Source organism: Streptomyces sp. DH24 (assembly GCF_029813775.1).
Lineage (GTDB): Bacteria > Actinomycetota > Actinomycetes > Streptomycetales > Streptomycetaceae > Streptomyces.
This window is the reverse complement of the sequence record NZ_JARVKW010000006.1, coordinates 101,210-126,003: the sequence shown is the minus strand read 5'-3', so window position 1 is coordinate 126,003 and position 24,794 is coordinate 101,210. Positions and strand designations below refer to the sequence as shown.

Annotated in this window: 22 protein-coding genes and 1 pseudogene; 12 read left to right on the top strand and 11 right to left on the bottom strand. The window is 72.0% G+C overall.

The window, feature by feature from the left end; all coding sequences use genetic code 11:
- Together cpaB and QC282_RS06935 are read right to left on the bottom strand one after the other, a co-directional pair.
- A complete protein-coding gene (gene cpaB / locus QC282_RS06940; RefSeq protein ID WP_279548323.1) occupies positions 1-708 on the bottom strand; it encodes a Flp pilus assembly protein CpaB in 708 nt (235 codons plus the stop codon).
- A gap of 71 nt (positions 709-779) precedes the next feature.
- Entirely contained in the window at positions 780-1,637 is an 858-nt protein-coding gene (locus tag QC282_RS06935) for a hypothetical protein (RefSeq protein WP_279548435.1), read from the bottom strand.
- Positions 1,638-2,008: 371 nt separating this feature from the next.
- On the opposite strand from QC282_RS06935, the gene QC282_RS06930 reads away from it, so the two are divergent.
- The 5 genes from QC282_RS06930 to QC282_RS06910 all read left to right on the top strand — a co-directional run bounded on the left by QC282_RS06930 (position 2,009) and on the right by QC282_RS06910 (position 6,955).
- Positions 2,009-3,565, top strand: a complete 1,557-nt coding sequence (locus QC282_RS06930) for a hypothetical protein (RefSeq protein WP_279548322.1) — start codon at positions 2,009-2,011, stop codon at positions 3,563-3,565.
- 20 nt (positions 3,566-3,585) lie between these two features.
- Complete coding sequence (locus QC282_RS06925; RefSeq protein WP_279548321.1) at positions 3,586-4,167, top strand: hypothetical protein; 582 nt, start codon at positions 3,586-3,588, stop codon at positions 4,165-4,167.
- Between the two features lie 2 nt (positions 4,168-4,169).
- Positions 4,170-4,601, top strand: coding sequence for a DUF3592 domain-containing protein (locus QC282_RS06920; RefSeq protein WP_279548320.1), 432 nt, complete (start codon positions 4,170-4,172; stop codon positions 4,599-4,601).
- A complete protein-coding gene (locus QC282_RS06915) occupies positions 4,601-5,044 on the top strand; it encodes a hypothetical protein (protein WP_279548319.1) in 444 nt (147 codons plus the stop codon). The genes QC282_RS06920 and QC282_RS06915 overlap by 1 nt, the downstream gene beginning before the upstream one ends.
- Before the next feature lie 228 nt (positions 5,045-5,272).
- Positions 5,273-6,955 carry a glycoside hydrolase family 18 protein gene (locus tag QC282_RS06910; protein WP_279548318.1) on the top strand — a complete coding sequence of 561 codons (1,683 nt, stop codon included), beginning with the start codon at positions 5,273-5,275 and terminating at the stop codon, positions 6,953-6,955.
- Positions 6,956-7,056: 101 nt separating this feature from the next.
- Here the strand turns inward: QC282_RS06910 and QC282_RS06905 are convergent, their stop codons facing one another.
- Entirely contained in the window at positions 7,057-8,400 is a 1,344-nt protein-coding gene (locus QC282_RS06905) for an aromatic acid/H+ symport family MFS transporter (RefSeq protein ID WP_279548317.1), read from the bottom strand.
- 180 nt (positions 8,401-8,580) lie between these two features.
- On the opposite strand from QC282_RS06905, the pseudogene QC282_RS06900 reads away from it, so the two are divergent.
- A pseudogene (locus QC282_RS06900) lies at positions 8,581-8,694 on the top strand (SigE family RNA polymerase sigma factor); the annotation flags it as partial.
- 88 nt (positions 8,695-8,782) lie between these two features.
- Positions 8,783-8,920, top strand: coding sequence for a hypothetical protein (locus QC282_RS06895; RefSeq protein ID WP_279548446.1), 138 nt, complete (start codon positions 8,783-8,785; stop codon positions 8,918-8,920).
- A gap of 129 nt (positions 8,921-9,049) precedes the next feature.
- Here QC282_RS06895 and QC282_RS06890 read toward each other — a convergent pair whose 3' ends face one another.
- A complete protein-coding gene (locus tag QC282_RS06890; protein ID WP_279548316.1) occupies positions 9,050-10,384 on the bottom strand; it encodes an Nramp family divalent metal transporter in 1,335 nt (444 codons plus the stop codon).
- A 502-nt stretch (positions 10,385-10,886) separates the two neighbouring features.
- On the opposite strand from QC282_RS06890, the gene QC282_RS06885 reads away from it, so the two are divergent.
- Positions 10,887-12,245: a M14 family metallopeptidase gene (locus QC282_RS06885; protein WP_279548315.1), complete on the top strand. Its 1,359-nt coding sequence runs from the start codon at positions 10,887-10,889 to the stop codon at positions 12,243-12,245.
- A gap of 6 nt (positions 12,246-12,251) precedes the next feature.
- On the opposite strand, the gene QC282_RS06880 is transcribed toward QC282_RS06885, so the two are convergent.
- The 5 genes from QC282_RS06880 to QC282_RS06860 all read right to left on the bottom strand — a co-directional run bounded on the left by QC282_RS06880 (position 12,252) and on the right by QC282_RS06860 (position 16,736).
- Positions 12,252-12,779, bottom strand: coding sequence for a hypothetical protein (locus tag QC282_RS06880; protein WP_279548314.1), 528 nt, complete (start codon positions 12,777-12,779; stop codon positions 12,252-12,254).
- Positions 12,780-12,864: 85 nt separating this feature from the next.
- Positions 12,865-14,358 carry a gluconate:H+ symporter gene (locus QC282_RS06875; RefSeq protein WP_279548313.1) on the bottom strand — a complete coding sequence of 498 codons (1,494 nt, stop codon included), beginning with the start codon at positions 14,356-14,358 and terminating at the stop codon, positions 12,865-12,867.
- 136 nt (positions 14,359-14,494) lie between these two features.
- Complete coding sequence (locus tag QC282_RS06870) at positions 14,495-14,905, bottom strand: RidA family protein (RefSeq protein WP_279548312.1); 411 nt, start codon at positions 14,903-14,905, stop codon at positions 14,495-14,497.
- The gene (locus tag QC282_RS06865; protein WP_279548311.1) at positions 14,902-15,663 is read right to left on the bottom strand and encodes an IclR family transcriptional regulator; all 762 of its coding nucleotides are present in this window, start codon (positions 15,661-15,663) and stop codon (positions 14,902-14,904) included. The genes QC282_RS06870 and QC282_RS06865 overlap by 4 nt, the downstream gene beginning before the upstream one ends.
- On the bottom strand, positions 15,660-16,736 hold the full coding sequence (locus QC282_RS06860) for a sugar kinase (RefSeq protein WP_279548310.1): 1,077 nt from the start codon (positions 16,734-16,736) through the stop codon (positions 15,660-15,662). Before QC282_RS06860 ends, QC282_RS06865 begins: the two co-directional genes overlap by 4 nt.
- A gap of 137 nt (positions 16,737-16,873) precedes the next feature.
- On the opposite strand from QC282_RS06860, the gene QC282_RS06855 reads away from it, so the two are divergent.
- Together QC282_RS06855 and QC282_RS06850 are read left to right on the top strand one after the other, a co-directional pair.
- Positions 16,874-18,139 carry an amino acid deaminase gene (locus QC282_RS06855; RefSeq protein ID WP_279548309.1) on the top strand — a complete coding sequence of 422 codons (1,266 nt, stop codon included), beginning with the start codon at positions 16,874-16,876 and terminating at the stop codon, positions 18,137-18,139.
- Positions 18,140-18,150: 11 nt separating this feature from the next.
- Positions 18,151-19,776 (top strand): D-aminoacylase, encoded by a 1,626-nt coding sequence (locus QC282_RS06850; protein ID WP_279548308.1) that lies wholly within the window; start codon positions 18,151-18,153, stop codon positions 19,774-19,776.
- Positions 19,777-19,813: 37 nt separating this feature from the next.
- Here the strand turns inward: QC282_RS06850 and QC282_RS06845 are convergent, their stop codons facing one another.
- Positions 19,814-20,737, bottom strand: a complete 924-nt coding sequence (locus QC282_RS06845) for a serine protease (protein WP_279548307.1) — start codon at positions 20,735-20,737, stop codon at positions 19,814-19,816.
- 388 nt (positions 20,738-21,125) lie between these two features.
- On the opposite strand from QC282_RS06845, the gene QC282_RS06840 reads away from it, so the two are divergent.
- Together QC282_RS06840 and QC282_RS06835 are read left to right on the top strand one after the other, a co-directional pair.
- The gene (locus QC282_RS06840; RefSeq protein WP_279548306.1) at positions 21,126-22,337 is read left to right on the top strand and encodes a pyridoxal phosphate-dependent aminotransferase; all 1,212 of its coding nucleotides are present in this window, start codon (positions 21,126-21,128) and stop codon (positions 22,335-22,337) included.
- Between the two features lie 82 nt (positions 22,338-22,419).
- Complete coding sequence (locus QC282_RS06835; RefSeq protein ID WP_279548305.1) at positions 22,420-22,836, top strand: hypothetical protein; 417 nt, start codon at positions 22,420-22,422, stop codon at positions 22,834-22,836.
- Positions 22,837-22,945: 109 nt separating this feature from the next.
- Here QC282_RS06835 and QC282_RS06830 read toward each other — a convergent pair whose 3' ends face one another.
- Positions 22,946-24,676, bottom strand: a complete 1,731-nt coding sequence (locus QC282_RS06830; RefSeq protein WP_279548304.1) for an Ig-like domain repeat protein — start codon at positions 24,674-24,676, stop codon at positions 22,946-22,948.
- Positions 24,677-24,794: the final 118 nt, after the last annotated feature.

The following is a 24,794-nucleotide window of genomic DNA, read 5'->3' as shown; positions in this document are numbered from 1 at the left end:
TCACTTGTCCTTCGCGAGTTCGTACGTCCGCTCCCGGTCGGGGACGGTCGTGTCACTGCCGGGCGCGACCAGCGCGAGCCGGACCCGCTGGGCGAACGACTCCGCGTAGGTGATGCGCTGGGCGTCGAGCGTGGACAGCGCGAAGGTGATCGGGACGGCGTCGGTGGGCTCCTGGGTGCGGTCGCTCTCCTCGGGGTCGAGGGCGGTGATCTCGCCGACGTCGAGGACCTTGGCGTTCGTCACGATGATCTTGGACTGGGAGGGGGCGCCCTCCCGTTCGCCCTCGAAGGTGGCGTACACGTTGACCGTGGAGCCGGGCGTGATCTTGCCGGCGACGCCGGTCGCCGCGTCGACCATGATGGCGACCTCCTGCTGCCCGGGGCGCAGGGCGGGCTGATCGACGATCATGTCGCTCTGCAGCAGGGAGCCCTCCCGCAGCGTGGTCACCGCGATCTTGCCCCGGATCTGGGAGAGGTCGGTGACGGCGTTCTCCGACAGCCACCGTTCGGGCATCTCGATCTTCTCGAACTGGCCCGTGCTGAGGGTCGTGTAGGGCGCCACGTCGGCCTTGAGCCGGTAGGCGGTGACCTCCGGCCCGACCTTGGACTTCACGTCACTGATGACGGAGAGCACGCCGGTGAAGGCGCCCAGGGCGCAGACGACCGACAGGAGCAGGAGTATCACGCCGCGGCGCTGACGGGAGTTCATGAACCGTGCAACCTCATTGGGGGATATCGGTCGAGGGGACTTCGGTCGGGGCGAGCGGGGCCGGGGCGGCCTCAGCCGGCGGGCGTTCGGTGCTCCAGTCGGTGCTCCGGTCGGGTGTGGTCGCGGGGGTCCGGCGGTCCGCCGTGGTCCGGCGGGGTGGCGGAGCAGAAGACGCAGCGGTCGCCGATGACGTCGATGCCGCACCAGTGGCAGACGCCGCGCCGCACCGACGTGACGAGCTGGTAGAGGACCGACAGGTCGGGCAGGAATCCGGCGAACTCGATCAGCCTGCCGGTGCCCCACCAGCGGGCCGACTCGGCGGGCAGGACCGTTTCTCGCAGTCCCTGCGCGTTCCAGGACTTGGCGAGGGTGCCCGTGACCCAGTCGGACTGCAGCTGCCCCTTGCCGACCAGCATCCACGTGCCGAACTCCGGGCCCGGCAGGGCGGCGTCGGGGCCCAGGCGGACGAGCTGCGGCTCGGGGTGGGCGAGCACGGCGAACTGGCTGCCGGGCACCCAGGACCGGGCGTGCGACTTCAGGCTCACGGGGATGCGGTCGAGGCGGGCGACGGAGCCCAGCAGCGCCCCGGCGTGGACGTAGTGGGTGAGCAGCCGCCCGGCGGAGGCGAGGACACCGGGACTGATGTCGCAGGATGCCAACTGCCTCAACTGGCGGGCCAGTACGGCGACGCCGAGCGGGGGCAGGTCCGGGCGGAACAGGGCTATCCGGTCGCTCTCCAGCAGGGCGCGCACGGTGCGCAGCCGGCGTTCCACCGCGGGGGGCACGGCCCCCGAGTACACGACGACGAGGTGCCCGTACTGGTCGAGCAGGACCTGGATGTCGGACAGCACGTGGTCGAGCGGGCGCCGGTCGACGTCGTGCAGCACGACGGCGGGCACGGTCCGGTCGTCCTGCGGCGGCAGCGCCATGTCGGCGCTGGTCACGGCTACGGCAGTTGGCACGCGCAGCTCCCCGTTTCCCCATGCCCGACGGCCCACCGGTGTGCCACTCGGATGCACCTGGTGACTTCACCGCGTGACTTCCTCAGCACTGTATCCACGGCTCTGTGACCGGAGAACAGCGTTTGTGTAGCTGATGAGGAACTGGCATCACACAAGAGGCGTCAAATCGGGGCAGGCTGAGCATCTCGCCGGCCGAAACGGGCGAGTTCCGGGTGTGGGCCCTGTGCGCCGCGTTGACGCTGGGCCTCCCTTTGGGCCCCCGGGCCCACGCCCCGCCCGGCCCCGCGTGCCTACTCTCGCCGTCCACGGGTGAGGCCACTGGCGAGGAGGGGTGCCCGGTGACTGACGGGGGCGGCATACGGACGCGCGGCCGGACACGCGTCTACGACGACCGGGGCGCCACCGGCACCGAGTATCTGGGCATGGTCGTCGTGAGCGCGGCCGTCGTGCTCGGCATCTCCGCGACCGGGCTCGGACAGCTCGTCCACGACAGGATCGCCACGCAGATCTGCCGGATCGCCGGCGGCGGTGACTGCGGGTCGGGCACGGACCAGGGCAGGCCGCTGACCGACGCCGACTTCGAGCCGTCGCTGTGCCAGGTCTCCTCGGTCACCGACAAGGCGGGCTCCAAGGCGAAGATCTTCTTCTGGGAGATCGGCAAGGAGTACGGCTTCCAGGAGCAGCGCCTGAAGGCGAACACGGACGTCAACGGCGACGGCAGGGTCGACGACAAGGACGAGATGGTCTACCTGACCTTCACGGACGCGGCGTCCGTCGCCGCGAAGAAGGACTTCAAACCCGGCATGACGGTGGGCCGGTTCGGCGCCGACAAGGTCGAGCTCGGGCTCGGCATCAAGGTGACCAACGGCGACACCTGGGTCTTCAAGAGCCCCGAGGAGGCCCAGCGCTTCCGGGACGACATCGAGAAGCTCCAGATGTACGAGATGCGGCGCACGATGCCGGGCGGCGCGGAGGCGAGCGTCGGCGACAGCATCCTGTACCTGTTCGGGACCGGCCCCCTCAAGGACGAGGAGGAGACCCGGGAGCGCGTCGAGAACGGCCTGGGCGACAACCGGAAGATCACCTACGGCAAGGTGGGCCTGGAGGCGTCGGCGTCCGCCGGTCTGCAGATCTCGGCGGCCGACGAGAAGAAGCTGAGCGCCACGCTGGGCGGCAGCTTCAAGTACGCGCCGGAGGTGACCTGGACGGACAACGCCCACAGCAACACCAAGTCGTACACGTACGCCTCGTCCGTCGAGTACGGCACCAAGGTCGGCTACGAGGCCGGCCCGCTCGGCGGCGAGTACTCGGCGAACACGCGGCAGACCGGCACCATCACCGTCACCTACGACAAGACCACCGGGAAGCTCGTCCGCGTCGACATGACCCGGACCGTCGAGGAGGGCGGCCGGCGGGACGGCGCCAAGGCCGGCGGCGACAACGGCAAGTCGGGCGGCGACAAGCGGGGCGGCAGCGGCAGCGTGAAGGGCACCGACAGCTCGACCGGCGTCGAGATCGTCTCCCACTCGGTGAGTTTCCCGCCGGGTCCGGAGGGCGACGCCGACCGGGCCGTCGCGGAGCAGTGGCTGGACAGCTCCAACGAGCAGGTGGCGACGCCGTTCCAGTACATGTTCGACGACCACGCGCCGACGTCCCGGCCGGGCGCGGACGACCCCTTCGGCCGGCTGCTGTTCGACAAGGGCCAGTCCAGCCGGATGACGTACACGGGCGAGGTGAGCGCGGCCGAGTACGGCTTCGAGCTGAACCTGGGCATGAGCCTCGGCCTGTCGGTGAGCACGGAACAGAAGGCGGAGACCCTGACCGATGCGGAGTTCCTGGGCGCCCCTCGCGGGAACGGCCGTTCCTACGTCCCGTACAGCTACTGTGCGAACTGATCGGGGAAGGAGCCGTCACGATGAAGACGCGCCGTACGCATGTGGCCGCAGGCCTGCTGTCCGCTCTCTCGCTCGCCTGCTGCGCGGGCCTCGCCGGCTGCGGAAACTCGCAGCCCGGCTCCGGTTCCGGCTCCGTGCCCGACGGCTGGGGAACGCTGGAGACGAAGGGCGTCTCCGTGGCGTACCCCAAGGGCTACGACGAGTGGAGCGCGGCCGAGCGCGGCAGGCACAATGCGGCGGCGGCCGGGCGCGCGGAGGGCGGCCGGACGGTGTCGGTGATCACCGTGCAACTCGGCTTCACGCAGGCGAACTCGGCCGAGCAGGCGGCCATCGCGGCCGAGGCGGGCATCCAGATGGGCGCCCGCGTCGAGGGACAGCGGGAGGTCGAGCTGGCCGGTACGGACGAGGCCAGGCGGATCGACTTCACCTTCAAGGCGACCGGCGAGGACGGCGGACCGCCCAGGGGCACGCCCGTCGAGGGCGTGATCCTCACCGGCCTGGACTCCTCGGACACGGCGTTCGCGGTGCGTGTCGACGCGGCCCGGGGCGAGCTGTCCGACGGGGACCTGGAGAGGATCGTCGAGTCGGTGGAGGTGCGCTAGCCGTGGAGGTGCCGGGCGCCGGTCACGTCGTCCTCGCGCTGCTTGCCGCGTTGTTCGGCGCGCTGTCCGCGAAGTACGCGCGGCGGCTGGCGACGGTGGCGCGGGTGCTGCGGCGGGGGGCGCGGGCGGGCGGCGAGTGCGTCCGCGTGGAGACCGAGCCGTACCAGCGCTCCGACGCCAAGCGGCACTTCTTCGCCTTCCACACGGCCGGCGGGGAGCGCGTCGAGTTCGAGGACCTGGCGGCCTGGTCGATGACGGAGGGCACGCCGGTCACCGTCGCCTACGACCCACGCGACCCGCGGGGCACGGCGACCGTCGCGGGCCGCGGCAGCTGGTCCCCGGTGCTCCTGGCCCTGGTGCTGACCGCCGGCTGCGGCATGGCGGCGCTGGGCTTCGCGACCCTGCTCTGCTACGAGATCATCGGAGGCTCCTGATGTCGCGGTACGGCACGTCCCCGCCGGCCGGGACGGCCTCCGGCCCGGCACTGGCCCTGGTGCGGGCCTGGGCGGCGGGTGTGCTCGTCCTGCTGCTGACCGAGTACGCGCAGATGACGACGGTGTACGACACCTTCGTCGGGCCGCGCGGCGTCGGCTCGTTCGGCGCGGCGCTCGCGCTGGTGCATCTGCCGAACCTGGTGTGTGTGGTGCTGGCGACGTGGGCGGCGGCGCGGGTGCACCCGGAGCCGTGGCGCGAGGTGCCGGTGCGGCACGCGGCGGCGGGGTGCGCGGTGCCGGCCGCCGCGCAGGTACTGACGCTGTCGCTGCACTGGGACCGGGCGGGGCCCGCGACCCTGGCGTTCTGGATGTCGACGGCGGTGCTGCTGGCGGGGTGCGCGGTGGGGATGCTGCTGGACGCGTGGTGGGAGGGGCGGGACTGAGAGCCGCGGGGCGCCCCCTGCGGTGGTCCTTCCGGGGGCCGCACGGCGCTCAAGGCCCCGCGGTTCCGGGCGGGTTGACCTGCTATTTGGTCTGGACCTCTTGACAGTTCAATTGGTCTGGACCAACTTGTACCTCCAGCGGTGGCCACCGTCAGCCCTCCCTTCGCACCACCCCTCCTTCTCCTCCCTTCTCCCCCACCGGAGGCCCCAGTGGACCGCGCACCAGGCATGCCCGGACGCCGACGGCTGTGGGCGGCGACCGCGCTCGCCGCCCTCGCCCTCTCGTTCGCCGGAACCGGCCAGGCGTCCGCCGCGGACGTCAACAACACCAAGAACGCCGGTTTCGAGTCCGGCCTCAGCAACTGGACCTGCTCCGCGAACAGCGGCACGACCGTCTCCTCCCCGGTGCACGGCGGCACGACCGCGCTGAAGGCCACGCCGGCCGCGCAGGACAACGCCCGGTGCAGCCAGACGGTCGCGGTCCGGCCCAACTCGACGTACTCGCTGAGCGCCTGGGTGCAGGGCGGGTACGCCTACCTGGGCGTCACGGGGACGGGCACCACCGACGTGTCGACCTGGACGCCGGACTCGTCGGCCTGGAAGCAGCTGACCACCCGCTTCACGACCGGCTCGGCGACGACGTCGGTGACGCTCTACACGCACGGCTGGTACGGGCAGGCCGCGTACTACGTGGACGACGTCTCGGTGTTCGGCCCGGACGGGGGCGGCGGCACCGACCCGGACCCGGTCGTGCCGAGCGCGCCGGCCGGCCTGACCGCCCCGTCGACGACGTCCTCGTCGGTCTCGCTGGCCTGGAACACGGTCTCGGGCGCCACGGGTTACACGGTCTACCGGGACGGCACGAAGGTCACGGCGGTCGGCGGCACCTCCGCGACCGTGACGGGCCTCGCGGCGGACACGTCGTACAGCTTCCAGGTGACCGCGAGCAACGCGGCGGGCGAGTCGGCGAGGTCGGCGGCGGTGACGGCCCGTACGAAGCCCCGGCAGGACGGCGGCGGCACCACGCTCCCGAAGCACGTGGTGACGGGCTACTGGCAGAACTTCAACAACGGGGCGGCGGTCCAGAAGATCACCGACGTGCCGAACCACTACGACATCATCGCGGTGTCCTTCGCGGACGCGACCTCCACGCCGGGCGCCGTCACCTTCAACCTGGACTCGGCCGGGCTCGGCGGCTACACCGTCGACCAGTTCAAGGCCGACATCAGGACCAAGCAGGCGGCCGGCAAGAAGGTCATCATCTCGATCGGCGGGGAGAAGGGCACCGTCACGGTGAACGACTCGGCGTCGGCGACGAACTTCGCGAACTCCGTCCACACGCTGATGCAGACGTACGGCTTCGACGGCGTCGACATCGACCTGGAGAACGGCCTCAACGCGACGTACATGACGCAGGCGCTGCGGGCGCTGTCGGCGAAGGCGGGGCCGTCGATGATCCTCACGATGGCGCCGCAGACCATCGACATGCAGTCGACGTCGAACTCCTACTTCCAGACGGCCTTGAACGTGAAGGACATCCTCACGGTCGTCAACATGCAGTACTACAACAGCGGTTCGATGCTGGGCTGTGACGGCAAGGTCTACAGCCAGGGCTCGGTCGACTTCCTGACGGCCCTGGCCTGCATCCAGCTGGAGGGCGGCCTCGCCCCGTCCCAGGTGGGCCTCGGCGTTCCGGCGTCCACGCGCGGCGCGGGCAGCGGATACGTCGCGCCGTCCGTGGTGAACGCCGCCCTCGACTGCCTGACCAAGGGCACCAACTGCGGCTCCTTCAAGCCGTCGAAGACGTACCCCGACCTGCGGGGCGCGATGACGTGGTCGACCAACTGGGACGCCACGGCGGGCAACGCGTGGTCCAACGCGGTCGGACCGCACGTGCACGCGCTGCCGTAGCGGCGGCGGACTGAACGAGCGACGGGCAGGGCCGGCCCCGCGCACCGCGGTGGCCGCCCCTGCCCGTCCGGCGTCCGGCGTCCGGCGTCAGCTCCGCCGGCTCAGTCCGTCGCCGGCAGGAGCGAGGGCGCCGCGCCCTTGGCCCGCCGGCGCCGCAGGTTCCCGGCGAGCGGCACGAGGGAGATCGCCACCGCGCCGAGCACCGCCGTCACGGCGAACACCGTGAAGCCCAGGCCCGCGTCGCCGCCCGCCAGGACCGCGCCGCCGAGGGTCGGGCCGACCACCGCGCCGGTCCGGCCGATGCCCGTGACCCAGCCGAGGCCGGTGGCCCGCTCGCGCGGCGCGTAGACGCGGGCTGTGGCGGCGTACACCATCACCTGGGCGCTGAACAGCCAGATGCCGGTGACGAAGACGACCGCGTAGGCGGCGCCGAGCGGGAGCTTCGCCGTCAGCAGGAACGTCCCGGCGGCGGTCAGCAGGAACCACAGCGCGGACACCTTCACCGGCCCGAACCGGTCCGCCGTGCGGCCGGCGATCAACATGCCGACGATGCCGCCCGCGTTGATGATCATGAGGAAGGTGACGGAGGAGGACAGGGAGTACCCGGTGGCGCGCATCAGCTCGGGCAGCCAGGTCGAGACGCCGTAGACCAGGAGGAGGCCCGCGAAGGACGCGATCCACAGCAGCGGCGTCGCCCAGCGGGTGCCGGGCGCGAACAGCGCGGTGATCGCCGCCATGCGCCCCTTGGCACCGGCTTCGGGCGCCTGCCGCTCGCCGGGCCGCTCCAGCCCGTACCGGTCGGCGACGGCGTAGGCCTCGTCGGCGCGCCCCTTGGCGAACAGCACGCCGGGCGACTCGGGCAGCCACTTCACCACCAGCGGCACCGCGATCAGCGCGGGCAGGACGCCCGCCCAGAACACCCAGCGCCAGCCGTGCTCGGGGGCGACGACGAGACCGATGCCGGTGGCCGCCATGCCGCCCGCGTGGTACGAGGTCATCATCAGGCCGGTGGCGAGGGCGGCCCGGCGCGGCGGGGCGAACTCGGCGACGATGGCGAGCCCGACCGGCATGAGCCCGCCGAGCCCGAGCCCGGACAGGAACCGGCCCGCGCCGAACACGGTGGCGCCGGGCGCGAGGGCGCACAGCGCCGAGCCCAGCGAGAACAGCACGACGCTGCCGGTGACGAGCGGCTTGCGCCCCAGCCAGTCCGTGAGCGAGCCGGCGGCCAGGGCGCCGATCAGCATGCCGAACGTGGTCCAGCTGCCGATCGTCCCGGCCAGTGCGGGCGTGAAGCCGAGCCCTTCGTCGGCGAGGAGGTGCGGCATCGTCGCGCCGTAGATGTTGACGTCCATGCCGTCGAAGAACACGGCGAGCCAGCACAGGGCGATGACCGGACCGACAGCACGGAAGGTGCGCTCGGGCGGGGACGCGGTCGGGGCGGCCACGGGGCTCTCACTTTCTGCCACGGCGGTGTGGCGGGGAGGGCGCTTGCTTCGCTCTCTGTTCGCACAGTGAAGAAAACTTCGAGCTTGGGTCGTGAGAGTTTCTCCGGGCACCACACCTCTGTCAATGGTTCCGGTCCGCCCCGCGGGACTCTGTGAGCCGGCCGTGAAACATCTCCCCGGACCGCCGACACGCTCAACGCCGGCTCGGCCGCCGTGCGCATCCGGTGCGTCCGTGCGCTCGCCCGGCCGCGGGAGCTGCTCGGCGAGGAGATCGGCGAGTACGCCAGACCCTGACCCCGCGCCCACGCCCGCGGGTCAACTCGCCCGTCCGTCCCTTCCCGTCCACGCCTCTTCGACACCCACGCGGAAACGGTCGTCGGCCATGCCCGTCGACCAGCACAGCGACCCCTTCGAGGAAGAACCCGCCGACGCCCTGCGCCGCACCGGCGGCGCCTTCGAGACCGACCGTGCCGCGCTCGTCGCCGGCGGCCGGGCGCGCGGGCGGCGCCGTCTCCGGTGACGACGTGCTCGGCACGCTCAAGGACCTGCTGACGGAGGCGAGTTCAGCGGGGAGGAGTCGGGCGGCGCCGACGAGCGGACGGCGAGCGCGCCCCCGCCCGCCGCCGGGACGTGCGTGCCCCAACCACGTCTAGAAGAACTCCGACCAGGGCTGGTCCCAGATCTGCTTGACGCACAGCACCAGGAACAGCAGCCCGGCGACGGCCAGCATCACGTTGCTGAGCGGGCCGCTGCGCCATTCGCGCGGGGTGCGGGAGGAGTTGAGGAGCCAGACCAGGGTCAGCGCGAGGAACGGCATGAACGCCGCGCCCAGCACGCCGTAGATGATGACCAGGCGGAAGGGCTGGCCCTGGAACAGCAGGACCATCGGCGGGAAGGTCAGCCACAGCAGGTACGCGCGGAACGGCCAGGACCGCTCCCGGTCGCCGGACGCGATCGCCTCGCCGCGCGCCTCGGGGCGGCCCGCGCGGGCCGCCCGTTCGCGGGCCACGAAGTCGGAGAACATCAGGCTCACGCCGTGCCAGACGCCGATCAGCGAGGTGAAGGAGGTGGCGAAGAAGCCGATCAGGAAGAACGTGGCGGTGGCGGTGCCGTACTCCCGTTCCAGGATGTCGCCGAGCTGGACGAGGCCCTTGTCGCCGCTCGCGAGGGAGACGTTGGCGGCGTGCAGCAGTTCCGCGCCGACCAGGAGCATGGCGACGACGAACACGCCGGTCGTGATGTACGCGACCCGGTTGTCCAGCCGCATGACCTTCATCCAGCCGGTGTTGGTCCAGCCCTTGGCGTTGACCCAGTAGCCGTACGCGGCGAGCGTGATGGTGCCGCCGACGCCGCCGATCAGGCCGAGGGTGTTGAGGACGGAGTCCTTCTCGTCGGGGAGGACCGGGAGCAGGCCGGCGAAGGTGTCGCCGAGGTTCGGCGTGACCCTGATCGCCAGGTACACCGTCACCACGAACATGACGCCCACCAGGACCGTCATGACCTTCTCGAAGACCGCGTACTTGTTGAACCAGACGAAGACCAGGCCGACCAGGCCGCAGGCCACGCCCCACCATTCGAGGTCCATCACGTCGGGGAACAGGGCCTGCAGCGGCAGCGCGCTGGACGACATCGCCGCCGCGCCGTAGACGAAGCCCCAGATCACGACGTAGACGACGAAGAAGTACGTGGTCCAGCGGCCGAGGCTCGCCCAGCCGTCGAAGAGGGTGCGGCCCGTGGACAGGTGCCAGCGGCCCGCCGCCTCCGCGAGGGAGATCTTGACGAGGCAGCCGAGGACCGCGGCCCACAGGAGCGTGTAGCCGAAGTTGCTGCCCGCGATGAGGGTGGCGACGAGGTCGCCGGCGCCCACGCCGGTCGCGGCGACGACGATGCCGGGGCCGATGTAGCGCCAGCTCGACTTGCGGGGGCCGGAGTCCGGCGCGCCGCCGGCCGCGGCCTTGCTGGTGTTTCCCGTGGTGTCCGCCATGCAGGTCAAGTAAGCCCATCGATGCCGGTGGGGCAAGAGGGCCTGCGGGGATCTTCACGCGATGCGCGTACGACCGGCTCGGTCGGCGGCGCCTGTGACGCGGGCGGCACGCGCGGCTCGTACGGCTGTCGCCGACCGCAGCCGTCCGGCCCGCACGTGCCGGCCCGGAACGCCGGTAGGGAGCCGGAGCGTCCGGGTCCCCCGCGTGAGGGACCCTCACTGTCTCCCGGGACGTACATATATGCACGCACTTGTCACACACACGAGTGCATTTCGCGCGTCAAGTCCCCTCGCGTGACCGGCATGCGTACACTGCGCGGCCGATTTGCGGTCGGTTCACGTCATTCGCCCCCGGTTCTCTATTGACCTGCGCATGCCACGACCTGAACGATGAGCGGCAGCCCGCACACCGGGCGCCCCACCCGCACGTCGCTGAACCACCCCCCTGCTCCACTCCCCACTTCCGGTGACCCCGGAATCCCTGGAGAACCAAGGAGACTTCATGCGACTCCGCATCCGAGACTCAGGCATCCGCGGCGGCAGACGAACCGCCGCCCTCGCCGCCCTGCTCGCCCTCGCCCTCGCGGCACCCATCTCGGCGACGGCATCGGACGCCGACGCCGACAGCGCCCGCCGAACGGCCCCGTCGGCCGACGACGTCCGCCAGTACGAGATCCACGTCCACCACAGCACCCCGGCCATGCGGACCGCCATCGCCGCCGCGGGCGTCACGGTGGACGAGGCCGACGAGGAGACCGTCGTGGTCTCCGGACGCGCGGCCCAGATCAAGCAGTTGCGCAAGCAGGGCTACGAGGTCCAGCCGCTCGGCGCCGCCCCCGACCGCTCCTCGCCGGCGGACGGGATACGCCTCTACGACTTCCCGTCCGCCGACTCGCGCTACCACAACTACGCCGAGATGAACGCGGAGATAGACCAGCGGCTCGCCGCCTACCCGCGCATCATGAGCAAGCGCGTCATCGGCAAGTCGTACCAGGGCCGCGACATCGTCGCCGTCAAGATCAGCGACAACGTCACGGCCGACGAGAGCGAGCCGGAGGTGCTGTTCACGCACCACCAGCACGCCCGCGAGCACCTCACCGTGGAGATGGCGCTGTACCTGATCCGCGAACTGGGCGCCGGCTACGGCAGCGACTCGCGCGTCACCAACATGGTGAACAACCGCGAGATCTGGATCGTCCCGGACCTCAACCCGGACGGCGGCGAGTACGACATCGCGTCCGGCTCCTACCGCTCGTGGCGCAAGAACCGCCAGCCCAACTCCGGCTCCTCGTACGTCGGTACGGACCTCAACCGGAACTGGAACTACCGCTGGGGCTGCTGCGGCGGCTCCTCGGGCTCGCCGTCCTCGGACACGTACCGCGGTCCGTCGGCCGAGTCGGCGCCCGAGGTGAAGGTGGTCGCCGACTTCGTGCGCAGCCGGGTCGTCGGCGGCAAGCAGCAGATCACGGCCGGGATCGACTTCCACACGTACAGCGAGCTGGTGCTGTGGCCGTTCGGCTACACCTACGCCGACACGACGACCGGCATGACGGCGGACGACCGGAACGCCTTCGCGGCGGTCGGTCAGAAGATGGGCGCCAGCAACGGCTACACGGCGGAGCAGTCCAGCGACCTGTACATCACCGACGGGTCGATCGACGACTGGCTGTGGGGCAGCCAGAAGATCTTCGGCTACACCTTCGAGATGTATCCGGGGTCGAGCTCCGGAGGTGGTTTCTACCCGCCCGACGAGGTGATCGAGCGGGAGACGTCCCGCAACCGCGACGCGGTGCTCCAACTGCTGGAGAACGCGGACTGCATGTACCGGTCGATCGGCAAGGCCGCGCAGTACTGCGGCTAGCCGGCGCTACTCGCCCGCCTCGTCGTCGAAGTAGGCGTCCAGGACCTTGTCCAGCTGCTCGTCCCAGTCCTTGTGCTCGGACCTGGACCCGGCCAGGATCTCGATGGGGTACCAGCGGCGGTCCGGGGTGTGGACCGTCACCGTGAACAGCTTGCCGAAGCGCGGTGACTCCGTTTCCACGGCGCCGATCTCGTCCCAGCGGAACTCGCACTCCTGGTCGTCCAGACGCAGGCGTACGCCCCGGTGGTCGGCGACGATCCGCGCGCGGAAGTCGGACGCCTCGAAGACGGGTCCGTCGCGGTCGGCCTCCTCCTCGAAGGGGGCCGGCTCCTCCGCTTCCGGCGCTGCGGGCTCCTCCGCCTCGGGGGCGGCGGGCTCCGGCTCCTCACCCTCCTCCGGCTCGGCCGCGTCGTCCGCGGCCCGCTCCGGCCTGGCGTCCTTGCCGGACGCGGGAGAGGTGAGCCCGGGGATGAAAGCCGGGTCGAACCCGGCGCCCTCCAGGGGCTGGCTGCTCGAACCTATGCGCTGCTCCACAGCGGAGCAGTATGGTCGACAAACCTGTGCCGAGCACAGCCAGCCCCTACTTCGTTATCAGACGCCTACACGAACCCCCCGGCGTCTACAGGAAGAAGCTCAGCACGGCCGCCACCGCGAACCCGGCCACCGACAGCACGCTCTCCAGCACGGTCCACGTCTTGAGGGTGTCCCGTTCGCTGATGCCGAAGTACTTGGCGACCATCCAGAAGCCGCCGTCGTTGACGTGCGAGGCGAAGATGGAGCCGGCCGAGATCGCCATGATGACCAGCGCCACGAACGCCTGCGAGTGGTCGCCCTCGGCGAGCAGCGGCGCCACGATGCCGGCCGTCGTCACGATCGCGACGGTCGCCGAGCCCTGCGCCACGCGCAGCACCACGGAGATCAGGTAGGAGAGGACGATCACCGGCAGGCCCACGCCGTTGAAGGTGTCCGACAGGGCCTGGGCGACCCCGCTCGCCTTCAGCACCGCGCCGAACACGCCGCCCGCGCCGACCACCAGCAGGATGTTGCCGACCGGCTTCAGGGACGCCGTCGAGACGGTCTCCAGGGACTTGCGGGACCAGCCGCGCCGGATGCCGAGCAGGTAGTAGGCGAGGACGAGCGCGATGGTCAGGGCGACGAACGGGTTGCCGAAGAACTCGACGACCGAGCGCAGTGTGGACGGGTCCAGGGCGATCGAGGAGAACGTGGCGGCGAGGATGAGGATCAGCGGCGTGCCGATGATGCCGAGGACCGTGCCGAGCGCGACCGGTTCCTCGCGGGGCTCGACGCCTGCGGCGCGCTGCTCGTCCACGACGGCCCGCTTGGCCTCGGCGGCGGCCTCGACCATGTCCTGCGGCACGGCGACGAAGATGCGGCGGCCGATCCACGCGGAGAACACCCAGGCGGCGAGCACGGCCGGGATGCCGCAGACGACGCCCATGAGGATGACCCAGCCGAGGTCGACGTGCAGCAGTCCGGCGGCGGCGACCGGCCCGGGGTGCGGCGGCAGGAACGCGTGGGTCATGGACAGGCCCGCGAGCAGCGGAAGGCAGTAGAGCAGCACGGACTTGCCGGACCGCTTGGCTGCGGCGTACACGATCGGCGCGAGGACGAAGATGCCGACGTCGAAGAAGACCGGGACGCCGAAGATGAGGCCGGTCAGGCCCATGGCGAGCGGTGCCCGCTTCTCGCCGAACAGGCCGAGCAGCCGGGACGCCAGCACCTCGGCGCCGCCGCTGACTTCGAGGATCGCGCCGAGCATGGTGCCCAGGCCGATGATGATGGCGACGTGGCCGAGGATGCCGCCCATGCCGGACTCGATGGTGGAGACGGCGTCGGAGCGCTGGACGGTGCCGAAGAGTTCGGTGACGGACAGGCCGGCGAGCAGGCCGACGGCTATGGACACGGCGAGCAGCGCGACGAACGGCTGGAGCCTCGTTTTGATGATGAGGAACAGCAGCAGCGCGATGCCGATGGCGGCGACGGTCAGCAGGCCCGCGGTGCCGTCGACGAGCAGGAGCAGGCCGCCGGTGTGGGGTGGGGTCCCGGCCGGAGCCGGGGCGGCGAGCGGAAGGGTGAGGGACGGGAAGGACATCGGGGGGTCCTCTGGGTAAGTGCACGGAATGCATGGGGCTTTCGGGCAGGGGGGATCGCGGCACGGCGCCCGGGGGTGTGGGCGCCGCGCCGTGACCGGGTGCGGGGTGCGGGGGTGTGGGGAGTCGCGGGTGTCCTCAGCCGAGGACGGCCAGCGCGTCGATCTCGATGAGGAGTCCCGCGGGCAGGCCGACGTAGACCGTGGTGCGCGCGGCGGGCGGCTGGGTGAGGCCCTGCTCCTCGAAGTAGGTGTTGTAGAGGTCGTTCATCTCGGCGAAGTGGGCGGTGTCGGTGAGGTAGACGCGGATCATCATCACGTCGTCCCAGCCGGCGCCGCCCTCTTCGAGGATCGCCTTGACGTTGGCGAGGGTCTGGAGGGTCTGCTCGCGCAGGGTGGGACCGGCCGGCGTGGGCGGCTTGCCCTCCTCGGCCGGGAGGAAGCCGACCTGCCCTGCGACCTGGAGGATGTTGCCCTTGCGCACGCCGTGCGAGAACTTCGCGGGCGGGGTGGTGTGGGTCTTGGGGGTGAGCGCGGTCTTCTCGGTCATACGGTGCCCTTTACTGGTGTCCTGCCGGAGTACTCGCCGCTGATGGCGTCCGCCGTACGGCGCACCAGCGGGAGCAGTGTGAGGAGTTCGTCGGCGGTGACGACGACGTTCGGCGCGGAGACCGACATCGCGGCGACCACCCGGCCGTCGGCGCCGCGGATCGGCGCGGCGACGCAGTTGATGGACTCCTCGTGGCCGCCGAGGTCGGTGGCCCAGCCCTGTTCGCGCACCGTGGCCAGCTCCTTCAGGAAGGCGTCGGCGTTCGGCGTCGAACGGGCCGTGTACATGGGGTAGTCGAGCTTGTCCGCGACGGCGCGGCGCTCGGGCTCGGGCAGGTCGGCGAGCAGCAGCTTGGCGACGGCCGCGACGGTGATGGCGACGGGCTTGCCGATGCGGGAGTACATCCGCACGGGGTAGCGGCTCTCGACCTTGTCGATGTAGAGCACCTCGTTCTCCTCGTAAACGGCGAGGTGCACGGTGTGCCCGCAGGTCTCGTTGAGGCGCACGAGGTGGGGGTGGGCGATCTCTCGGACGTCGAGGTTCTCCATCGCTTCCTGGGCGAGCGCGATGAGGCGGGCGCCGAGGCGGTAGCGCTGGTCGGACTGGCGGTAGACGAAGCCGTGCTCGTGCAGGGTGCGCAGCAGGCGCAGGGCCGTGGACTTGTGCACGCCGAGGCGGTCGGCGACCTGTCCGAGGTCGGCGGGGCCCTCGGCGAGCAGCGGCAGGATGCTCAGTGCTCTGTCTACGGTCTGGCTCATGGTGTGCGTACCTCCTCGTCGGCCCGGTCGTCGTCGGCGGCTGTCCAGCCGGGGCCGAGTCGCAGTCTCCCCCACGCGGCGTCGTCCAGGGCGGCCAGGCGGTCGGCGTGGGCGCGGGCGGGAGGTGCGGCGAGGTCGCCGGGGGCGGTGAGGGCGGCGGCGGCCGTGAGGTGGCCGTGGCGGAGGCGGGTGCGCAGCGGGAGGCCGCGCAGGGTGGCCGAGAGGAAGCCGGCGGCGAAGGCGTCGCCCGCGCCGGGGGCGGCCGTGACGGTCACGTGGGGCGCGGGTTCGGTGAGCGGTGTCGCGCGGGACGCCGGGCCCGGCGCGGGGTGTGCCAGCGCCGTCGCGCCGTCCGCTCCGCGCTTGACCACCAGCAGTTCCGGTTCGGGCAGCGCCTCCCGGATCGCCGACGGGCCGCCGGTGATGCCCCAGGCCTCCTCCGCCTCGTCCTCCCCGACGAAGACGAGGTCCGCCCTGCGGGCCAGGTCCAGCAGGACGCGGGCCTCGGCGGGGGCGGACCGCCACAGGCCGGGGCGGTGGTTGACGTCGAAGGAGAGCAGGGGGCGGCCGGGGGCGGGCGCGGTCAGTTCGCGCAGCAGGTGCAGGCAGGTCTCCGAGAGCGCGGCGGTGATGCCCGTCAGGTGCAGCACGCGGCCGGCGCGGCAGGCGGCCAGGTCGGTGTTGCCCACGCTCATCGCGGAGGCCGCCGAGCCCGCGCGGTAGTACGCCACCTCGTGGGCGTCCGTCGCGCGGTCCCCGGCGGTGCGGAAGTAGACGCCGGTCGGGCGGGCGGGGTCGCGGCGCACGGCGCTGGTGTCGACGCCGTGGGCCGTGATCGTCTCCACCAGGTGGTCGCCGAAGCCGTCCGCGCCGACCCTGCTGACCCAGCGTGTGGTGTGCCCGGCGGCGGCCAGCACGCAGGCCACGTTGGACTCGGCGCCGCCGATGGCGCGGTCGAAGGAGGGCACGTCGGCGAGGCGGCCCGGCCGGGAGGGCAGGAACGTGACCATGGACTCGCCGAGCGCGACGACGTCCACGACGTCGGGGGCCTTGCGGGGTCCGGTTGCGGTCACGATCGTCGTAGCTCCTCGGCGCGGGGGGTCGGGCCGTATCCGTTGACCCCGTGTTGGCCGAGATGTTAGACAGCGGTAAGCGATATACGCAACGGCTGTTGCAGAGAATGCAACTTGCCTGATCAGGGAGGCACGTCATGAGCAGCGAAGCTCTCGACCGTCTGGCCGAGGAGCGCGTCGACCACCGGTTCAAGGGCCTCCCGCCGGACGCCGACGGCCTGACCGTCGCCGAGCTGGCCGCGCAGCGCCGCAACCTGTTCACCGGCGGCTTCACCACCCCCGTCCTGGCCCTGTCCGCCGAGCGCCTGGAGCACAACCTGGCGCTCATGGAGACGTACGCGGCCCGGCACGGCCTCGCGTTCGCCCCGCACGGCAAGACCTCCATGGCGCCGCAGCTGTTCCGGCGGCAGATCGAGCGCGGGGCGTGGGGCATCACGCTCGCGGTGCCCCATCAGGTGCGGGTGGCGCGGGCGTTCGGGATCGAGCGGGTGTTCCTCGCCAACGAGCTGGTGGACCCCGCCGCCCTGCGCTGGATCGCGGGCGAGCTGGCCGCCGACCCGGCCTTCCGGCTGGTCTGCTACGTCGACTCCGTGCGCGGCGTGCGCCTGATGGACGAGGCGCTGCGCGGCGCGCCCCGCCCGGTGGACGTCGTCGTGGAGCTGGCCGGGGGCGAGGGCGCCCGGACCGGCGTGCGCACGGAGGCGGAGTGCGCGGCGGTCGCGGACGCGGTGGCGGCCGTACCGACGCTGCGGCTGGTCGGGGTCGCGGGCTACGAGGGCGAGGTCCCGCAGGCGGACCCGGAGCGGGTGCGCGCCTGGCTGCGCCGGCTGGTGGCGCTGGCCGTCGGCTTCGACGAGGCGGGGCGCTTCGAGGGCCTGGACGAGATCGTGGTGAGCGCGGGCGGCAGCGCCTGGTTCGACGCGGTGGCCGACGTGTTCGCGGAGGTTCCGGAGCTGTCCCTGCCGGTGCTGAAGCTGCTGCGCTCGGGCGCGTACGTCTCGCACGACGACGGCCACTACCGCAGGCTCACCCCGTTCAACCGGGTCCCGGAGGAGGGCGCCCTGGAGCCCGCGTTCCGGCTGTGGGCGCAGGTGGTGTCCCGGCCGTCCCCGGAGCAGGCGTTCGTCAACGCGGGCAAGCGGGACGCCGCCTACGACCTCGACCTGCCCCTGGCCCAGGTGGTCCGGCGCGACGGCACGGAAAGGGCGGCGACCGGCGTCACGGTGACGGCCGTGTCCGACCAGCACGCCTGGGTGCGCACGGAGCCCGGCGCCGACCTGGAGGTGGGCGACTGGCTCGGCATGGGCCTGTCCCACCCGTGCACGTCCTTCGACAAGTGGCCGCTGATCCCGGTCGCGGAGGCGGACGGCACGGTGGTCGACTACATCCGCACGTTCTTCTGAGGGGGCCGGCGATGGAAGACCTCGTCATCCGGGACGCGGACGTCGTGGACGGCACCGGCGGCCCGTCGTACCGCGCCGATGTCGTCGTGGACGGCGGCAGGATCGTGTCGGTCGTGCGGGAGGCGGCGGCAGCGGGCTGCCAGCGGCCGCGCGCGACGCGGGAGCTGGACGCGGAGGGGCTGGTCCTCTCCCCCGGCTTCGTCGACATGCACGCGCACAGCGACCTGGCGCTGCTGCGCGACCCCGACCACAGCGCGAAGGTCGCCCAGGGCGTCACGCTGGAGGTCATCGGCCAGGACGGCCTGTCGTACGCGCCGGTGGACGACCGCACGCTCGGCGAGGTGCGCCGCGCCATCGCCGGCTGGAACGGCCACGGCGACGACGTCGACTTCGACTGGCGGTCGGTGGGCGAGTACCTGGACCGGCTGGACCGGGGCTTCGACGGGCAGGGCATCGCCGTCAACGCCGCCTACCTGATCCCGCAGGGCACGGTCCGCGCGCTGGCGGTCGGCTGGGAGGACCGGGAGGCGACCGGGGCCGAACTGGACCGGATGCGGCAGCTGGTGGCGGAGGGCCTGGAGCAGGGCGCGGTCGGCATGTCGTCGGGCCTGACGTACACGCCGGGCATGTACGCGAAGGACGCCGAACTCACCGAGTTGTGCCGGGTGGTGGCGCGCCACGGCGGCTACTACTGCCCCCACCACCGCAGTTACGGCGCGGGCGCCCTGGAGGCGTACCGGGAGATGGTGACGCTGACGGGCGAGGCGGGCTGCCCGCTGCACCTGGCCCACGCGACGATGAACTTCGGCGTGAACGAGGGCCGGGCGCCCGAACTGCTGGCCCTGCTGGACGAGGCGCTGGCGGCGGGCGCCGACATCACCCTGGACACCTACCCGTACACGCCGGGCTGCACGACCCTGGTGGCGATCCTGCCGAGCTGGGCGAGCGAGGGCGGCCCGGAGGAGATCCTGCGCCGGCTGGCCGACGACGCGACCGCCTCACGGATCCGCCACCACCTGGAGGAGGTCGGCTCGGACGGCTGCCACGGGGTGCCGGTGGAGTGGGAGACGATCGAGATCTCCGGGGTGTCGGACCTGTCCCTGACGGAGTACGTGGGCCGCACGGTGGCCGAGTCGGCGGCGGCACGGGGCGAGACGCCCTGGCAGGTGGCCCGCGGACTGCTCCTCGCCGACCGCCTCGCCCCGACGATCCTCCAGCACGTCGGCCACGAGGAGAACGTCCGGACGATCATGCGGCACCGGGTCCACACGGGCGGCTCGGACGGCATCCTCCAGGGCGCGAAACCGCACCCGCGGGCGTACGGCACGTTCCCGCACTATCTCGGCCGCTACGTACGGGAGTTGGGGGTGCTGTCCCTGGAGGAGTGCGTGGCGCACCTGACCGGGCGCCCGGCGGCCCGGCTGCGCCTGCCGGACCGCGGCCTGGTCCGCGAGGGGCACCGCGCCGACCTGGTGCTCTTCGACCCGGCGACGGTCGCGGCGGGCTCCACCTTCGAGGAGCCGCGCGCGCTGCCGACGGGCATACCGCACGTCCTGATCGACGGCCGGTTCGTGGTCGAGGACGGCCGGCGGACGGACGTCCTGGCGGGGCGGGCGGTGCGCAGGACCCCGGTGTGAGCCCCGCGCGGGCCGCCCGCCCCTGCCCGGCTGCCGGTTACGGCTTGGGCAGGACGCACCCGTCGGCGCCGAGGTCGAGCTTGTTGCCGATGCCGAAGCAGGCGGGGATCGGGTAGGTCTGCTGGGCGTAGTTGATGCCCTCGCGGACCGTCACGGTGCCGGACTCGTCCACCTCGCAGGGGTTGTTCACCGTGCAGCGCTCGCCGCTCTCGTTGCCGGTGTTGTTGACGGCGACCACCTTGCCGGTGGCCTCGTCGACGACGGGCGAGCCCGAGGTGCCGCCGACGGTGTCGCAGGCGGCGGTGTAGCGGACCGAGTCCTTCCAGGTCCAGTCGCCCTCCTTCAGCCGGTGGGCGAAGCCGTCGACGGAGCAGCGGTAGATCCGCTTCCAGTACCCGGAGACGACGCTGATGGCGGTCCCGGCGGCGGGCCGGGTGTCGTTCAGGGTCAGGGGGGCGATCCCGGACGCGGCCTTGATCTGCGCGTAGGTCTGGGTGAGCCGGTACACGGCGACGTCCGTGTCGGTCATCGTCGCGTAGGCCAGCCTGGCGGCGCGCAGGGTGGCGACGCGGGTGCCGTTCGCGTCGAGCAGGCCGAAGGAGCGGCTGGAGGCCTGGTCGACGACGACCTCGCCGGGGGCCGGGAAGCCGGACTCCAGACAGTGGCCGTTGCTCATGACGAGCGCCGGGTCGTCGTCCCGCGAGTCGGGCATCCGGATCAGGGAGCCGGAGCAGTTGCTGAGCGACACGCTCCCGGCGAAGCCGACGGCCTGGGCGCCCGGGGTGGGGGTCGGCGCCTGGGGCACTGCCCTGCCGAGGTCGGTGGCGATCCTGCCGACGCTCTCCGTGACGGGGCGGAGGTCGACGACCGGCTTGCCGGTGTCGTCCGCGGCCGCCGCGGGTGCGGCGCCCGCACCGGCTGCCGCCAGCGCGAGACACGCGGCGACGAGAGGTTTTCTCATGTGGGGGGTCCCCTCTTACGGCTGGAGCGGCCGGAAATGCTCCAGCCGCCCGCCATGCACATCTTTGTCATGCGCATTCTGAGAGGGGAGATACAGCAGATCAAGGCCTGCTTCGGCCCTGTTCGACCCCCGCCCCGACCCGGCACAGGCCCCACACCACCTCTGCACCGGCTCCCCTCCGGACGCCCTGCCGGCTCCCCTCCGGACGCCCTGCCGGTTCCGCACCGTACGGCCCGTTTTCGCGCCGGAGCGCCCCGGCCCGGGCCGCGCATTGCGGGGACGAGCGGGGCCGGTGGGACAACGGCCGGCGATAACCACCCAAACCGCCGCGTCTCACGTGGCGGAAAACACGGCCCGAGCGGCCTTACCGGCCCGTAAGCTCCCAGACATGCAGGTGATCCAGTCGACCAAGCTCGCCAACGTCTGTTACGAGATCCGGGGCCCGGTGCTCGAGGAGGCGATGCGGCTGGAAGCTGCCGGTCACCGCATCCTCAAGCTCAACACGGGCAACCCGGCCGCGTTCGGCTTCGAGTGCCCGCCCGAGATCCTGGAGGACATCCTCCGCAACGTGTCGTCGGCGCACGGCTACGGCGACGCGAAGGGCCTGCTGGCCGCGCGCCGGGCGGTCGTCATGCACAACCAGACCCTCGGCATCGAGACGGACGTCGAGCACGTCTTCGTCGGCAACGGCGTCTCCGAGCTGATCGTCATGGCGATGCAGGGCCTGCTGGACGACGGCGACGAGGTGCTCGTACCGGCGCCGGACTACCCCCTGTGGACCGCGGCCGTCTCCCTCTCCGGCGGCACCGCCGTGCACTACCGGTGCGACGAGCAGTCCGACTGGATGCCCGACCTCGCGGACGTGGAGCGCAAGGTCACCGACCGCACCAAGGCGATCGTCGTCATCAACCCGAACAACCCCACGGGAGCCGTCTACGACGAGGCGGTCCTCAAGGGGCTCACCGACATCGCCCGCCGCCACAACCTGCTGGTCTGCTCCGACGAGATCTACGACAAGATCCTCTACGACGGCGCCACGCACACCCCGACCGCGAAGATCGCCCCGGACCTGCTGACCCTGACCTTCAACGGCATGTCGAAGGCCTACCGGGTGGCCGGCTACCGCGTCGGCTGGATGGCGATCTCCGGCCCCCGCGCGCACGCCGACTCCTACATCGAGGGCCTGACGATCCTGGCGAACATGCGGCTGTGCGCCAACATGCCGGGCCAGCACGGCGTGGTCGCGGCGCTCAGCGGACGCCAGACGATCAACGACCTCGTGCTGCCGGGCGGTCGCCTGAAGGAACAGCTGGACGTCGCGTACGAGATGCTGACGCAGATCCCGGGCGTGACGTGCGTGCGCCCGAAGGGCGCGCTCTACCTCTTCCCGCGCCTCGACCCCAAGGTCTTCAAGATCAAGGACGACCGGCGGATGGTCCTGGACCTGCTGCGCCGCGAGAAGATCATGGTGGTCCAGGGCACCGGCTTCAACTGGCCCGAACCGGACCACTTCCGCGTGGTGACGCTGCCCTCGGTGACGGATCTGCGGGACGCGGTGGGCCGGATCGGCCGCTTCCTGGACGGCTACGGCCAGCCGTAGCGACCACAAGAGAACCGACGGCACAACTTTAGACGGAATCTAAGGTAGGATGGTTTCCTGTTGAAGCTCAGGAGGCCGTCCCATGTACGAACCGATCCGCACCAAGTCGGTCCACAGCACGACGGCCGACACGGACTTCCCGCACCGGTCCCGTGAGGAGGAGCTGGACATCCAGCTCGCGGGCCACCTCGCCGCGCTGCTCGCCGTCACGGACGAGCTGCGGGCCCTGACCCCGTGCGCCGACCTGGACGCCGCCTCCGAACGACTCGCCGCCCAGGTGACTCGGCTGCGGGGCGGACGCCCGCCGGCCCGCGCCGCGGCGACCACAGCCGCGTCCGCGGCCCGGAGCGTCGCCCTGCACCGGCGGGCGCACGCCCTGGCCGGGCGCGCCCTGGTCGTCGCCGCATCCCGCGCCGACACGGCGGCCGCCATCCTGGCCGCCGAGCGCATGGACGCCCACGCCGCGGCCCTGGAGCCGCGCGAACTCGCGTCCCGCTGAGCCCACCCGGGCTCCCCTGACGGCCCCGGTCCGCGTGCACCCGCAGCGACGCGCGGACCGGGCGCCATGAAACCACGCCACCGCACCGGGAGGACCCGGTGCGGTGCACTCATCGCCTGACGAACACCGTCGCGGCGGCCGACGAGCCCTCGTGCAGGTCGTCGCCCGGCCAGCTCACCGTGTACGTGACCTCACGCCGCTCGCGCGGGATGTCGTGGACGGTGAAGGTGCCGTCGGCGGCCACGGTCACCGAGCTGAGCACGCCGCTGCCCTGACGGTCCGTGCGCTCCACCTTCAGCGTGGCCCGCTCCGGCAGCGCCTTGCCCTGCGCGCCGAACGTGCCGGTGATCGTCACGCCGTCGAGCGTGGCCTCCGCCGGGGCGGTCAGCGTGATCGACGAGGCCGCCTTGCCGACGTCGACGGTGTGCGTGACGTCGGCGGCCGGGCGGTGGGTCAGGTCGCCGAGGAAGGACAGGGTGTACGTGGCCTTCCCGACCGCGTCCGGCTCGTCCAGCACCGTGAAGCTGCCGTCCGCCCTGACGGTCGCCGTGCCGACGTCGCGCGTGCCGGTCGCGTCGGTGCGGGTCGCCTTCACCTTCAGCGGCTCGGCGGGCGCCGGCCCGTCGACCTCCAGCGTGCCCCGCACCGCGAGCGGCTCACCGGCGACGGCCCCGGCGGGACTGTGGGTGACGCCGCCGGTGAAGCGGGCGTCGTACTGGACGGCCGGCGGCTGGATGACGTGCAGCCAGTACTGGCTACCGGCCCGGTCGGTCGTCACCGTGAACAGCCGGGACCCGTCGGCCGACCACTCCGTGCCGCGCGGCACGACCCGGTCGCCGTCCAGGCTGCCCTCGAAGACGAACTCCAGCGGCGGGGTGGAGTCGGCCGGGTCGGCCGGCTGCACCAGCAGGTCGGGGACGGAGCCGGTGGCGGCGGCGCCGCGCGCGACGTACTTGCCGTCGCCGCTGAAGGCGACCGCGGAGGCGGTGGCCCCGGCCGGGAGCGGCGGGTAGCCGGTCGCCGCGTCCGACAGGTCGGAGGTGTTCAGCAGCCGGGTCCCGGCGGAGGCGTCGGCGACGGCGACCTTGCCGCCGTCGGCGGAGAACGCCAGGTCCTTCACGTTCAGCGCGCCGTTGCCCGCAGCGTCGGCGAAGCGCCGGGCGGCGTTGCGGACGAGGGAGCCGTTGCTCGTGTCGAACACGGTGAGGAAGGGGTCGGCCGCCTTGGCGTTGCGCGGCTGGCCCATCAGCATCCGGTCCCCCGGGCCGGACTCCAGCAGCAGGTCCCCGTAGTCGTTCCAGCCGGTGCGGGTCAGGCCGCCGTTCACGACCGCGTCGAGGTTGGTGTGCGCGACCGGGCAGTCGCTGGTGTAGTAGGCGTACGGCGTCGTGAGGTACACCTGGCCGCCGGACTGGGCGAGTTCGCGACCGCAGTAGTCGGTGCTCGCGTAGGCGACGTGGGTGCGCTGGTAGGTGGTGGTGTCGAAGGCCTCGACGCGCTCGCGCTGGCCGACGTAGAGCTTGTCGCCGTCGTCGCTGACCGCGAGGCCGGAGACGTGGGACTGGGCGGTGGTGAGCGTGGTGAGGCGCTCGCCCGCGAAGTTGTACACGGCGATGGTGCCGGAGTTCTGGTAGTAGCCGACGTTGCTGTCCGCGACGAAGACCTTCTGGTGGACGTTGTCGACGGCCAGCGCCGAGAACGACGAGATGGGCAGCTTGGCGACCACCTCGGACGCGGCGGCGTGCGCCGCGGGCGCGGCGGCGACGGTCAGCCCGGCCCCGGCGAGCGCGCCGGCGAGAACGGTGGCCGCGAGACGTCTGGAACGGTGTCCGGTATTCAACTGTGCCCCCCACAGTGCGCGTTGGGCCACGCCTACGTTGGCGGGGCCCGTGACCCGCCCATGCAACAGCAGTGAAGATCCTGTGAGCAAGGGGGCGCGGCGGCACGGCCCGCACGGC